Origin of the sequence: Acinetobacter sp. FDAARGOS_494, from assembly GCF_003812225.1 — a bacterium.
GTDB lineage: Bacteria > Pseudomonadota > Gammaproteobacteria > Pseudomonadales > Moraxellaceae > Acinetobacter > Acinetobacter baumannii.
Genome location: NZ_CP033866.1, coordinates 3,287,313 through 3,300,722, shown reverse-complemented (window position 1 = coordinate 3,300,722; position 13,410 = coordinate 3,287,313). Strand labels below are relative to the sequence as shown.

General features: G+C 39.1%; 11 protein-coding genes, 2 pseudogenes and 1 other annotated feature. Of the genes and pseudogenes, 4 read left to right on the top strand and 9 right to left on the bottom strand.

Annotated features, from left to right (window positions below; translation table 11 throughout):
* Positions 1 to 30: 30 nt before the first annotated feature.
* Positions 31 to 717, bottom strand: coding sequence for a hydrolase (locus EG365_RS16110; protein ID WP_001043293.1), 687 nt, complete (start codon positions 715 to 717; stop codon positions 31 to 33).
* A 195-nt stretch (positions 718 to 912) separates the two neighbouring features.
* Here EG365_RS16110 and EG365_RS16105 point away from each other — a divergent pair, with 195 nt between their 5' ends.
* The gene (locus EG365_RS16105; RefSeq protein ID WP_000375414.1) at positions 913 to 1,803 is read left to right on the top strand and encodes a LysR family transcriptional regulator; all 891 of its coding nucleotides are present in this window, start codon (positions 913 to 915) and stop codon (positions 1,801 to 1,803) included.
* Between the two features lie 39 nt (positions 1,804 to 1,842).
* Here the strand turns inward: EG365_RS16105 and EG365_RS16100 are convergent, their stop codons facing one another.
* Entirely contained in the window at positions 1,843 to 2,592 is a 750-nt protein-coding gene (locus tag EG365_RS16100) for a GntR family transcriptional regulator (RefSeq protein ID WP_001990077.1), read from the bottom strand.
* A 398-nt stretch (positions 2,593 to 2,990) separates the two neighbouring features.
* Here EG365_RS16100 and EG365_RS16095 point away from each other — a divergent pair, with 398 nt between their 5' ends.
* Entirely contained in the window at positions 2,991 to 4,460 is a 1,470-nt protein-coding gene (locus tag EG365_RS16095) for an NCS1 family nucleobase:cation symporter-1 (protein WP_001066272.1), read from the top strand.
* A complete protein-coding gene (locus tag EG365_RS16090) occupies positions 4,457 to 5,191 on the top strand; it encodes an aspartate/glutamate racemase family protein (RefSeq protein WP_000694034.1) in 735 nt (244 codons plus the stop codon). Before EG365_RS16095 ends, EG365_RS16090 begins: the two co-directional genes overlap by 4 nt.
* Positions 5,192 to 5,258: 67 nt before the next feature.
* Here the strand turns inward: EG365_RS16090 and tauD are convergent, their stop codons facing one another.
* The 6 genes and pseudogenes from tauD to tauA (EG365_RS16060) form a co-directional block, all read right to left on the bottom strand.
* Positions 5,259 to 6,140, bottom strand: a complete 882-nt coding sequence (gene tauD / locus EG365_RS16085) for a taurine dioxygenase (RefSeq protein ID WP_001099251.1) — start codon at positions 6,138 to 6,140, stop codon at positions 5,259 to 5,261.
* An 8-nt stretch (positions 6,141 to 6,148) separates the two neighbouring features.
* Positions 6,149 to 7,018 (bottom strand): taurine ABC transporter permease TauC, encoded by an 870-nt coding sequence (tauC, locus tag EG365_RS16080; protein WP_001092659.1) that lies wholly within the window; start codon positions 7,016 to 7,018, stop codon positions 6,149 to 6,151.
* Entirely contained in the window at positions 7,015 to 7,809 is a 795-nt protein-coding gene (locus EG365_RS16075; protein ID WP_000114460.1) for a taurine ABC transporter ATP-binding protein, read from the bottom strand. Before EG365_RS16075 ends, tauC begins: the two co-directional genes overlap by 4 nt.
* Positions 7,810 to 7,818: 9 nt before the next feature.
* Positions 7,819 to 7,941: pseudogene (gene tauA / locus EG365_RS16070) on the bottom strand (taurine ABC transporter substrate-binding protein); the annotation flags it as partial.
* 40 nt (positions 7,942 to 7,981) lie between these two features.
* A protein-coding gene (locus EG365_RS16065) for an IS3-like element ISAba19 family transposase (protein WP_087486619.1) occupies positions 7,982 to 9,201 on the bottom strand; the annotation gives its coding sequence in 2 pieces (ribosomal slippage) (positions 7,982 to 8,925 and positions 8,925 to 9,201; 1,221 coding nt in all).
* Positions 8,810 to 8,926, bottom strand: a sequence feature (AL1L pseudoknot). (Overlaps the previous gene by 117 nt.)
* 46 nt (positions 9,202 to 9,247) lie before the next feature.
* Positions 9,248 to 10,171 (bottom strand): annotated as a pseudogene (tauA, locus tag EG365_RS16060) (taurine ABC transporter substrate-binding protein); the annotation flags it as partial.
* 441 nt (positions 10,172 to 10,612) lie between these two features.
* On the opposite strand from tauA (EG365_RS16060), the gene EG365_RS16055 reads away from it, so the two are divergent.
* Positions 10,613 to 11,797 carry a hypothetical protein gene (locus tag EG365_RS16055; RefSeq protein WP_000472500.1) on the top strand — a complete coding sequence of 395 codons (1,185 nt, stop codon included), beginning with the start codon at positions 10,613 to 10,615 and terminating at the stop codon, positions 11,795 to 11,797.
* 61 nt (positions 11,798 to 11,858) lie between these two features.
* Here the strand turns inward: EG365_RS16055 and EG365_RS16050 are convergent, their stop codons facing one another.
* Positions 11,859 to 13,325 (bottom strand): MFS transporter, encoded by a 1,467-nt coding sequence (locus tag EG365_RS16050; RefSeq protein ID WP_000107057.1) that lies wholly within the window; start codon positions 13,323 to 13,325, stop codon positions 11,859 to 11,861.
* Positions 13,326 to 13,410 lie beyond the last annotated feature (85 nt).

The window sequence follows — 13,410 nt, the reverse complement described above, 5'->3', positions numbered from 1 at the left end:
AGACATACCTTTACCTAAATCAGTACTGTTTTATTTTGCAGGAATTGGTGCAAGTACTTCATGTTTTGATGTTGTACGCTCAGGCGCCTTATGTACCATCGTATAGGCATAGTCCACACCCATACCGTAAGCACCAGAATGCTCACGTACAATCGCCATAACTGCATCGTATGTATCACGGTGTGCCCAGTCACGCTGCCATTCGAGTAATACTTGTTGCCAAGTTACCGGAACAACACCTGCCTGAATCATGCGTTGCATGGCGTAGTCATGTGCTTCTTTCGATGTACCGCCTGAAGCATCTGCGACCATATAAATCTCATAATCGCCTTCAAGCATGGCGCCAAAAGCAAAGGTGTTATTGCACACTTCAGTCCACAAACCTGAAACAATCACTTTTTTACGATTATTTCTTGCAAGCGAATCACGTACTTTTTGATCATCCCATGAATTCATTGAAGTACGTTCTAGTAAAGGAGCATCTGGAAATACATCTAAAAGTTCTGGGTAGGTATGACCAGAGAAGCTTTCAGTTTCAACTGTCGTAATCGTGACAGGAATATTGAATGTTTTAGCTGCTTTTGCTAACCCTACAGTATTATTCTTTAATACTTGGCGATCTATTGACTGTACCCCAAAAGCCATTTGCGGCTGGTGATCAATAAAAATAACCTGACAATTGGTTGGTGATAGTTGTTCTAAAAGTGATTTATTCACGTCTAAACTCCATTATTCATTATATAAGGCTTTTAAAATTGCCTACTGGTTATTATCAAAACAAATAAAAATGTAAAAACATAGACAGCAAAACAGCTCGAATCTGTATCCTGTATGGATACAATCAAATCAATGATTGCTTTTTAATTTTTATAGTTTAATCATGGATATATATTTTTTAATTTTTAGTTATCCATGGATCGATTAGACTGTATTTCCACTTTTGTAAGTGTCGTAGAACATGGGAATTTTAGTAGCGCAGCTAGAGCACTCGATATTTCTCGTGATTTGGTAGCCAAACGTGTTTGCTACCTCGAAAATGATTTAAAAACAACGCTATTAAATCGAACAACCAGACAAATGAATCTGACCAGTTGTGGGGAAAAATTTTACCAACATTGCAAGGTTATATTGAGTGAATTTGAATGGGCAACTTACGAGATTAGCTATAACCAGCAATATCCTGAAGGCGAACTCAAGCTCAATACGCCCATGTCTTTTAGCAACATTTTCCTTCAACATATCATTTCAGACTTTATTGAGAAATATCCCAGTATTAAAATTGATTTGTTTATGACAGATCAGCTATTAGATGTGAATCAACACAAATTTGATCTGACCATACGCTTAGATGGATCTGCGCCAAGTTTGGCAAATAGTAAAATTTTAAATACCTATCAACGTTATTTATATGCAACACCTGAATATTTCAATCAACATGGATTACCTAATTCTTTAGAAGAACTTAAAGAACATAAGTTTCTAATTTACTATCAAGATAGCCGACATAAAAAATTGATTTTTCAAAAAGATCAGAAAGAAGTGTCTTTTAATTGTTTCCCTGTGATGACGTGTAATAATGGTGAACTATTATTGGATATGTGTTTGAAAGATCACGGTATTGTTTTTCTTCCAGAGTTTATTGCAGAACCTTATTACAAAGAAGGTAAGTTGCAGAAATGTTTGGAAGACTACACCAGTCAGCCACTTCACTTATATGTCACATGGCCAAACCGTAAGATTTTATCGAAAAAAGTAAAACTATTTATTGATTTTTTAACACATCAAATCATTCCCATAAAATAACCAATCTGGGCCTTTTCCATAGGAATTGGCCCACGATTTTTAATTAGTTTGAGGTGTTTCAATTTTCTTATTTTTAAATAAATTTAATAAATTTTGCTCTGCAGATACTGTACTGTTTTCTTCAATAAATGTGGTTGCGTAGTGTTCTAAATGTTCTTCCATCAATTGAGTAGCTCGTTTTTCATCACCTTGTTCAATGGCATCTAAAATCGCACGGTGTTCATCTGCCGAACAATTATTATGTTTTGGAATTTCATATAAGCCAATTAATAATGAAGTCCTTGCAATAAGCGTCTGCAAATAACTGGTCATGATCGAATTTTGATTAGCTTCAATCAGCTTTAAATGAAATTGACCTGATAGCTTAATCCACTCTGCCCAATTTCCAGCTAAACGCTCATGAGACTCTTGATCTACTAAGCTTCGAAGCTCACTCAAATCTAGGCGATGAGATTTTTGTGCTAGTTTTTTTACAGTGGCGATTTCCAGCATGCTGCGTGCTTCAAAGACTTCTTTTGTTTCATTTGTGCTATGTTTTGCGATGAGTGCCCCACGATTGGGCTGAATTTCAATAACCTTATCATGTGCAAGTTTGACGAAAACACGTCTTAACACTCCTCGCGTTACACCAAATGCTTCACATAAAGGTGCTTCAACTAAACGTGCGCCAGGGGCAAGTTGCCTATTTAAAATAGCATCTACAATAGCGTTATATATATGGTCATCAATTTCATCATTGCTCATTTCTACGGCTTTTTTTGGTGCATTCGATGACATTGATTTCTCCATTTTTATTAATGTCTCCTCTTTTTAGGACTTCATCTATTTTGAATAGTGTAAGTTTAACTTAAGCGTTTGGAAATATTTCTCTCATTTTCACACTATCTATGCTGAGCTGAATAATTCAATATTAAATCTCTAAATATCCACTTATATACCTAAATTTATTTGCTTTTTATAAAAAATTAAGCACGTCTCAGTTTATAAATCTCTCTCTTCATATTCCAAAATCGTATCAAGCGAAATCACTCATCAATACTACATCTCAAGTTTGGCATAACTTTTGCTCAATAAATTGTGCACAATCCAAATATTACATTGTGCACAATTTTACTTTCATTCTTTTAGTCAGTATTTCAAGCTGCTGAAGAACGTGCCCGCCCAACATAGGGAAGTGAGTGTTCAAGATGAATAATACCGAAGCAATAATTAAATCTTCTTATGATGCAAAACTGACAAATCAAGACTTAGCTCCTTTAAAAAAGCAAACTTGGGGCGCTTATAATATTTTTGCCTTCTGGATGTCGGATGTTCATAGCGTCGGCGGTTATGTCATGGCTGGAAGCCTTTTTGCACTCGGGCTCAATAGCTGGCAGGTACTTCTATCTTTACTCATCGGCATTGCAATTGTTCAGTTTTTTACAAATCTAATTGCCAAGTCTAGCCAACAAACAGGCACGCCCTATCCTGTGATTTGCCGCGCAACCTTCGGTGTGCTTGGTGCAAATATTCCTGCCGTTATCCGTGGTCTTATTGCTGTCGCATGGTATGGCATTCAAACCTATTTGGCCTCAAGTGCATTCTTATTGGTCATTTTAAAGTTCTTTCCAGACTGGTCAGCCTATGCTGATGTTTCAACTTACGGCTTTCTTGGGCTTTCCTATTTAGGATGGGTTGGCTTCATGCTGCTTTGGTTACTACAAGCGATTGTTTTTTGGTCTGGTATGGACAGCATTCGTAAGTTTATTGACTGGGCAGGCCCAGCTGTCTATGTTGTGATGTTTGCGATGGCAGTATGGCTCATCTGGAAAGCTGGCTGGCAGAATATTGATTTAAATTTAAGTGGGGTTCAATACGACGGTTTTGCAGTTGTACCAGTCATGATTGGTGCTATTGCGCTTGTTGTCTCATATTTTTCAGGGCCGATGCTGAACTTTGGTGACTTCTCTCGTTATGGTAAAAGCTTTAACGCGATTAAAATGGGGAACTTTCTTGGCTTACCAATTAACTTCTTAGGCTTTTCTTTACTTACTGTGGTGTGTATTGCGGCAACGCTTCCAGTATATGGAAAACTTATTACAGACCCTGTCGAGATGGTCGGTAAACTTGATAATACTTTTGTGGTGATTTTAGGTAGTTTGACCTTAATGATTGCCACTATCGGAATTAATATTGTTGCTAACTTTGTTTCACCTGCATTTGATTTTTCCAACGTTTCACCGAGCAAAATTAGCTGGCGTATGGGTGGAATGATTGCAGCAGTAGGTTCAATTTTCATTACCCCATGGAATTTGTTTAATAACCCTCAAGTGATCCATTACACCATTGATATTTTAGGTGCATTTATCGGTCCACTTTTTGGTGTATTGCTCGCCGATTTTTACCTCGTTAAAAAACAAAAAATCGTGGTAGATGATTTATATACTTTAGATACTCAAGGCTCGTATTGGTACAAAAATGGTTATAACCACTCTGCCTTTTATGCGTTAATTCCAGCTTCATTAATTCCTATTCTCTGCGTACTTTTACCACAACTGTCTGGGCTGGCTAATTTCACATGGTTTATTGGGATGGGATTCGGTTTTGTCATTTACCGATTTCTTAACCAACCGCTTGCCCATGCTAAATCGGCAATGACTAAGGTAAAAGTACAATGAAAATTAAAATTATTAATCCTAATACCACCCAAAGCATGACTGACAAAATTGCTGCATCAGCAAAGATAGTCGCAAATTCTGATACTCAAATTATTGCTGTAAGTCCTCAAATGGGCCCTGCAACAATTGAAAGTTATTATGATGAAGCCCTAAGTGCCGTAGGTGTGCTAGAGGAAATTCGCCAAGGTGAACTTCTAGATGTAGATGCTTATGTTATTGCCTGTTTTGGTGATCCTGCGCTTTATGCCGCCCGTGAAATCAGTTCGGCACCTGTGATTGGGATTGCCGAAGCAGCTATGCGAACTGCAAGTTATGTAAGTACTGGTTTTAGTGTAGTCACGACATTACAACGCACAGTGAATATGAGCTGGCATCTGGCTCATCGCTACGGGGCTACGCCATTTTGCAAAAATGTTCGAGCTTGTGACATTGCAGTTGAAGAGTTGGAGCTTCCTGACTCAGATGCTTATCGAACCATACGAGATGAGTGCAAAAAAGCCCTAGCGGAAGACAAAAGCGATGCAATTGTTTTGGGCTGTGCAGGTATGAGCGATTTATGCATAAAGCTACAAAACGAGTTGGGCGTAATTGTGATAGACGGCGTTGCAGCAGCAGTTAAACAAGCTGAAATGTTAGTTCAGTTAAATTTAAAAACCAGCAAAGTTGGTGATTGGGCCTCACCTCCTGTAAAAAATTACACAGGCATATTGTCAGGATTTGGAATGAGCTAAACAGTTACTGTTTCAATTCCAACTCAAAACGCTGCGTTGGAATTGAAACAAAGAATAATTAAAGAAATTAAGCCTCTGCTAACTCTGGCTGTTGTTCTTCTTTATAAAATGGCACATCACCGTTAATAGTTGCACGGTGCATAATTCGATGAGCATCTCCGTAATCAAATAATGCTTTATGTTGTGTGCAACGGTTATCCCAAATCGCGACGTCACCGTCTTGCCATTTCCAGCGTAAATGAAATTGCTCTTGGGTCGCATGTTCAAACAAGAAATTAAGTAATTGCTCACTTTCTTGTTCGGGTAACTCATTAATGCGAGTGGTAAAGCCCTCACTTACAAACAACAAAGGCTCGCCTGTAACCGGATGAGTACGCACCACTGGATGAACCACTGGTGGGTTACGCTTAAAGGTTTGCAAAAGCTTTTCACGTTCTTCTTCGTTATGGGCAAAACGCTCAAGCGGAAAAGACTTACGAATATCGTGGGTTGCAGTTAAGCCACGTAGTTTTCGCTGTAACTCAAGCGGAAGTCCTTTAAAAGCTGCTGTGTTGCTCGACCACAACGTGTCACCACCTACAGGTGGAATTTTAATAGCTTGCAACACACAACCTAAAGGTGGAGTTTTACTAAAAGTCACATCTGTGTGCCAAAGTTCATTGTCACGCAAATCTTGTTTCCAACTGTCGAGCACCATCACCTCAGGTACATCTTCAATTGAAGGATAAATCGGGTGCACATGCAATGTACCAAAACTACGTGCCAAGTCTGCTTGTGCTTGTGGTGCTAATTGTTGCTTTCGAAAAAAAATGACCTGATGATCAAGCAAAGCCTGCTGGATTTGTTGCGTTGTCTGTTCATTTAACGCATTCAAATCAATATTGTGAATAATTGCGCCAATGGTAGGCTTGATCACTTCTATATTTAAGTTTGCTACTACTGTATTCATCTTCTTTACTACAACTGCTGACCATACCAAGGAGAAAACTGTTTTTGTAACCAACGTAAAAACAGCTCAAAACTAACTGCGACAATCGCAATCACAATAATGCCCAGAATCACCGTATCGGTAATTAAGAACTGTGCTGCTGATTGCACCATAAAACCAATACCACGGTCCGCTGCAACCAACTCAGCTGCAACTAATGTTGACCAGCCCACCCCAAGACCAATACGAATACCGGTAATAATATGAGGCAAAGCCGTTGGTAAAATGACATGCCAAAAGACTTGTGACTGGCTTGCCCCTAATGACAATGCCGCACGTTCACGATTAAGCTGATGGCTTAACACACCATGCGCACTACTAATAATGACTGGCGCCAAAATCGAGAAGAAAATCAAAAGTACTTTTGTGGTTTCACCAATACCGAACCAAATAACAAGTAATGGCAAATAAGCTAACGGTGGAATTGGACGTAATAATTCAACCAAAGGATCTAGAACAGCACGAACCCATTTGTTCAGCCCCATCCACAAACCCAGCGGAACACCAATCACCACGGCAGCAATCAAAGCTAAAAATACACGAGAAATGCTGGCTGCCAAATGTTGCCACAAAGTTGCTTTCATAAAGCCTTCTTGGCTGACCGATATAAATTTTTGCCAGACTGCCTGTGGACTCGGTAAAAACAGTTCAGGTACAACATGCAAAGCAGTAATGAGGAACCAGAGTGCAACTACACTTCCCACACTGATTATGCTGACCACCAAAGTACGATGCTTCTCAAAAAATGATGATAGAAATGAAGCATTTTCTGTTTGCACATTTAACTCAGGTTTAAGCTCTGCTTTGTCATATTCATAGACGTTATCTTTAGTGTTCATGTAGGTAACGCCTCCTTACCGCTTTGTTTTTGTGCCCTTAAACTTTCAAATAGCTGTTCTCTGAGCTGAATAAATTGAGAATCCGATTTAATTGAGCGAATAGACTCACCCTGACGGTACCGTTGGGCAAAATCGAGGTGTAGAGTTTCTACAATTTTGCCTGGATGCGCCGTCATCAGAACTAACTGATTGCTGAGCAATAATGCTTCTTCAATGTCATGAGTAATCAAAAAGAAGCTTTTATTTTGTTGAATCCATAAATCGAGCACTAACTGCTGCATGTTTTCACGCGTAAAAGCATCTAATGCGGCAAAAGGTTCATCTAATAAAATAAACGGCGCGTGACTGATCAAAGCTCTGGCAATACCAACACGTTGTTTCATACCACCGGAAAGTTCCCAGATATTCGCTTTTTCAACGTGACTTAAACCCACAATTTTTAAAATTGCGTTCACTTGTGCTTCGATATCCGCGCGCTTTAAACCTTTTAACTGCAAAGCGAAGCCAACATTATCTGCAACATTCAACCAAGGAAGTAAGGCGTGATCTTGAAATACAACAGCACGAGTTACATCTGGTCCAGTTACGACTTCATGATTTACAAGCACATCACCTGAACTCGGCTTTTGAAACCCTGCCAAGATATTAAGCAAAGTTGTTTTGCCACAACCCGACTCACCTAAAATCACGGTTAAAGAACCTTCTTCAATGGTTAGGTTAATGTCTTGTAAAACTGGCTTTTGCTGTTTAGGAAAAGTCAGATGAATATGTTTGGCTTCTAGTACACTCATGACAACTCCTTAAGGCTGCAAAAATGAAGAATTCACATTGCCTTTATAATCGGCTTTAAGTTGATCGACTTTGCCCTGACCTTTTAAGAATTTCGCTGTATCAAAAATATTTTGCGCAAATTCACCATCTAATTGAACCGTACCGGGTTTGTCGGAGACTTTTTTATTTAAGTTAAGCCACCTGACCTAACGGGTTAATCTTATCATAGTACATTGCTTCAAACTCAAAAGGCGATACATAACCCAGTGCACTGTGTACACGCTTTTTATTGAACCAATCTACCCAGTTTAGTGTCGCAAGTTGTACATCTGCTAAACCTTGCCAATCTGCTTTTAAATATTCAATCACCTCTGTTTTGTATAAGCCATTCACCGTTTCAGCCAGAGCATTATCGTATGAATCACCCGTTGTACCGACTGATGCTCGTAAATTTGCTGCTTCTAAACGATTGGTATAGCGAATGGAAAGATATTGCACACCTCTGTCGGAATGATGAATCACATTCTTTGGCATGCCTCGATCATGCAATGCTTGCTCTAATGCATCAAGCACCATATCTGTATTCATCCGTGTAGATACTTTCCATCCAACAATTGCTCGTGAGAACACATCAATAACAAATGCGGTATATACCCAGCCTGAATGAGTTTGAATATACGTAAAGTCACCCACCCATAGTTGGTTTGGATGATCAGCATTAAAATTACGTTTCACTAAATCATCTGCCCGTTTTTGGTCATCTCGGTTACGGGTGGTTTGTTTATTCTTACCACGCCAAACACCTTGTATACCTAGCTTTTGCATCAATCGAGCAACTGTACAACGTGCAATAACATAACCCTCACGTTTCAATTTTTGCCAAACTTTACGTACACCATATCGACCTGAACTTTCTTTCCAAATTCGTTTAATTTGTTCAGCATGATACTCATCATGTAGATCTCGTTTCGCTCGATGTTCTGGATTGTCAGTGAGATCTAAAGTTCGGTAATAGGTTGAAGGTGCAATCGGTAAAATTCTACAAATCGCTTCAACACCATATCGATCTTTATTGTTATGGATAAAATCCACCATTATTTGTGTGGGCGGTCGAGCTCCGCCTGGGCGAAAAAAGCGGCTGCTTTGCGTAGAATTTCATTGGCACGTTTTAATTCTTTAATTTCACGTTCCATTTGCTTCATTTTTTCTTGGTCAGATATCTGTTGTACTTTGGCAGGATTTAGTTGATCCAGATGCTTTAAATACCAAACACGCAATGTTTCAGGAGTACAACCGATTTTAGGAGCAATAGCTGTGATTGCTGCCCAAGTAGAAGGATAATCTTTTTCAGATTCAATTAGTAATTGAACCGCTCTTTCTCTAATTTCGGGGGTATAGTTTGGTTTTGTCATCGGGATAGTCTCTCAGAATATTGACTCTCCGACAAACCCGGTACGGTTCAAATGTTTGTTTTTGCTGAGCGTGGTCAAGGTAAATATTTCCACTTAATAAAAGCGGGATATCTTTTGCATCAGAACCTGTGAGCTGCGCAATTTTTTGCACGTTATCAGCATCTTTAACGTAAGCGGCTGGGTCTTGGTTATATTTTTCGAGTTGCTCAAGTGTGGTTTGGACAAAAGCTTTCAAAAAGTCAGGATTTTTCTCTGCAAAGTCTTTACGTACAACCCATAAGTCATAAGTTGGAGCACCCCATTCACCGACTTGTTTTGAGTCGGTTAAAACCGTACCAGATGCTTTGGCTTTACTTAAAGCAGGTTCCCACACATAGGCAGCATCAATATCACCACGTTCCCAAGCAGCTGAAATTTCAGGTGGACGCAAGTTAATAATTTTTACTTTGTCTTCTGGAATGTTCCAATGTTTAAGTGCAGACAAAAGGCTGTAATGGGTTGTCGAAACAAACGGTACAGCAATGGTTTTGCCAATTAAATCTTGAGGAGTTTTAATGCCTGATTTATTACTCACCACGAGTGCTTCAGATGCACCAAGTTTTGAAGTAATTAAGAATACTTCAATCGGTAAATTACGGCTTGCCGCGGCAGCAAGTGGGCTTGAACCAATATTACCAAGTACCACATCACCTGAAGCCAGAGCATTGACAACATCTGAACCCGCATCAAATTTTTTCCATTGAATAGTACGTTGACTATGTTTTTCATAGTCTCCATTGGCCTGCGCCACTTTGCTTGGGTCAACCCCAGTTTGATAAGCAATCACGACAGGCTTATTGTCACGAACTGAAGCACTTGTATTATTGTCTTTTTTATTTTGCCATACGATAAATGCAACAATTGCGACTACTACAATTGCCGTGATGATCAACGGTTTGGTCTTCGTGCTCATAATTTCATGATCTTTCAATAATATAAGCTCATAGTATGCAGCTGGCCTTATAATGAAAAATAAAAAAATATGAGTTGCTTATCTGGTTTTTATAAATAACTTTTCTTCATAAGTTTTTATCTTTTGGTAAAAAGCAAATTTCAAGCAAACTTACAGATTAGCGGTAAAATTAAATTACTTATATATCAATAATTAAAAACGATATTCCCAAATCATATGATTAGAAGGCCCTGACATCCCCCTTTTAATTATTTTATCCTACTCATATTTCATCATTTTTATTTTTGTCTCTATACCCAGAGTTTTGCATCTAATTAATTTTCGAGATTTTTTATAACGGTCAGATTTTATTATCTTTTTATCTTAAAACTTCTGCAAATATTGAGATTTGGACAAATCTTTTTCTGGTTTATACATGACGCAAATTTACTTTTTATTTTTAAGAGGAGAAAAATTCTTTTGTTTAAGCATTCTCAAATTTTGACAAAAACATTAATTACAACGTCTTTGCTTACATTCAGCCTCTCAAGTCATGCAGCCCTTACCTTTGGCAATGCTGAAGAAGGTCAACTTAAAGTAAGCGGTACTGTTCGAGCCAAATATGTTTATGATTTCGACTCTGAACCGTCTACCAGTAAATTTTCCTTTAATGACGCGGTCTTATGGCTGGACTACAACTCCCCAAAATGGATTGGCCGCCTAGATTATCGGGTTTATGAATATTATGGACGTTTAGGCGATGCCAATTGGCTCACCGATGCGTGGTTGGGTTATAAAATTAATGACAACAGTAAAATTATTGCTGGCTTAAACCCCGTTCCTTTTGGCTTGGGTCGCTTTTGGGGAAATACTTATTATTTAGGCATTGCCAATAGTGCCGGTTGGGAAGATGTACACAACCTTGGGGTGAAATATGATTTCAATGATGGAACCAATGAAGCACAACTCGCCTTTTATCCTACCGATGGTGGCACCTATAGAGGTAAAAGCAAAGACTCGAGTCGATTTAGTATCAACCCTGTCAATGCAGATGACTCTGTACCGCAAGGCACCAATACCAAAGAAAAGAACTCAATTGTTGTTCGCGGTGCTCATACCTTTAAAAATGTCCTAGGCCAAGAAAATTTCTCTACTCAACTTGGCGCCTCCGCATGGTATTCCACCATTGAAAATAAGCGTTCAGGGCAAGATGGCGATCGCCAAGTTTATTCGGTTTTTAGCAATACCAATTACAACCAATGGAATTTACAGCTTTTGGCTGGTTATCAAGACATTGATAATGCCGACACCCAATATAAAGATCATCTGACTTTGGGCGGTTTCGATTATTCATTTAACTCAGCAACCAAAGGTCAGATTTATTCAGCAGAACTGAGCTATTTATTTCCTCAGCAGTTTGGCCCAATTACCTCTGTTCGTCCGTACTTGAACTATAGTTCTTATCGAAAAGAGCAAGATGGCTTTAAAAACTCCACCCGTTTTATTCCCGGCATTGCGTTTAACTATCAAAAATTGACAGTACAAGCGGAGTTGCTGATGGGTAAACACGATCCATATCTAGGAGACAGTGAAGGCCTTGCGGCTGGCGGAAGCAATGATAAATGGAATAAAAAAGCGTTTGTAATTTTTGCTTATTACTTCTAATTCTTAAAACAAAGGCCAACAGATGTTGGCCTTTATCTTTATCTAGATATTTATTTTTACTCTAGTCGATTACTGGTGAATTATTGAGAGGAAGTTCTGTTTTATCTTCATCAACCACATCGACATCTTGGGCGGTAGGCTCAAACTTAATCAGTAGTCCAATCACAATTAAAGGAATAAAGGCAAAGATAGAAATAATCAGGTAAACATCGGTTTTATACCCCGCCATCCAGATCGGTAAAACAAACAAAGCAATGGCTTGAGCAACACCTGTTACCGCACGGTTAAAGCCGACTCCAACGCCACGAATCGAAGCTGGATAAGCCATAGTAGGATAAACCATCATTTGTGCCCCAGGCCCAAAGCCTTCCGCAAAAAGCCAAAGCCCGAGCATGCCAATTGCGGTATAGAGTAAAAAGCTATTACCCGGCTCACCAATGAATGCCAAAGCAATCAGGGCAATAAACTGAAGTAAAAAACCTGTAAGCAACACATGACGAGATTTAAATCTGCTAGCAACAAATACGCCTAACAGGCCGCCCGTAAATGCAAACAGTAAATTGAGTCCGAGTGTGGTAGTAATGGTCGTCAAGACATCGGTATGAAAGAAACGCGTTAAAATAGAAGGTAAAAAGAAAGCAATGGTCGTGTACTGAAATGCCACCGAAATGTGAATCACAATTGCCACAATCGTTCTTGGCAAATAGGTTTTATTAAATAAAACTGCAAAACCCTCGCGCTTTTTCTTTTCAGCAGTTCTTTTTACTTTTTCAACTGTAGCGACTGCATGAATTGCATAGGATTCTTGTAGAACTTGAGCGGCTCCTTTTAAATCGCCTTGGTTTGCAAGCCAGATTGGTGACTCAGTTAAATATTTACCGCGAATAAAAATAATGAGTAACGCTGGCACTGCTCCGAAAATTAAAGATGCTCGCCATAACCAGTTGCTATGCTCTGGTGGTAAAAGAAAATAAAGCGCCAAAACTAGGCCAAAACACACCGAAGAAGCGGCATACCACATTGGGCACCATGCGGCTAGACGCGCTGCCTTATTGCTACTACCATTAAATTTGGAAAACTCAGATAAGTATGACATTGCAACGGGTAAATCAATACCAACACTAATTCCCATAATGAATCTTGCTAAAATCAAAACCCAAACATTTGGTGCAAAGCCCGCGACAATTGCAGCAATAACAAACAGCACCATGTCCGCCATGAAGACCCGATAACGGCCGATTTTATCTGTCAGCCAACCACCAATCAGGTTACCCACAATGGTTCCGCAGACAATTGCTGAAGCCACCACACCAGTCATGACAGGGCTTAAAGAAAACTCTGAGATGACTTGCTCAATACCGAAAGAGAGCGTTGTTAGATCATAGGCATCAATAAATACTCCAATCAGTGCCAACCAAATAACTTTATTCGATTTACCCTTCCCTGCAAATTTGGAAATTAATTGTGAAACATCATCGGGAGATTTAATTTCATAACGGTGGTTATGATCGAGTTCTTGTGTGCTCACTTAATAATTCCTGTATTTTAATCACAGAAACAAAATAATGATTATTCACACCATACAAAAACAAATTAATCTGATGTTTTAATCT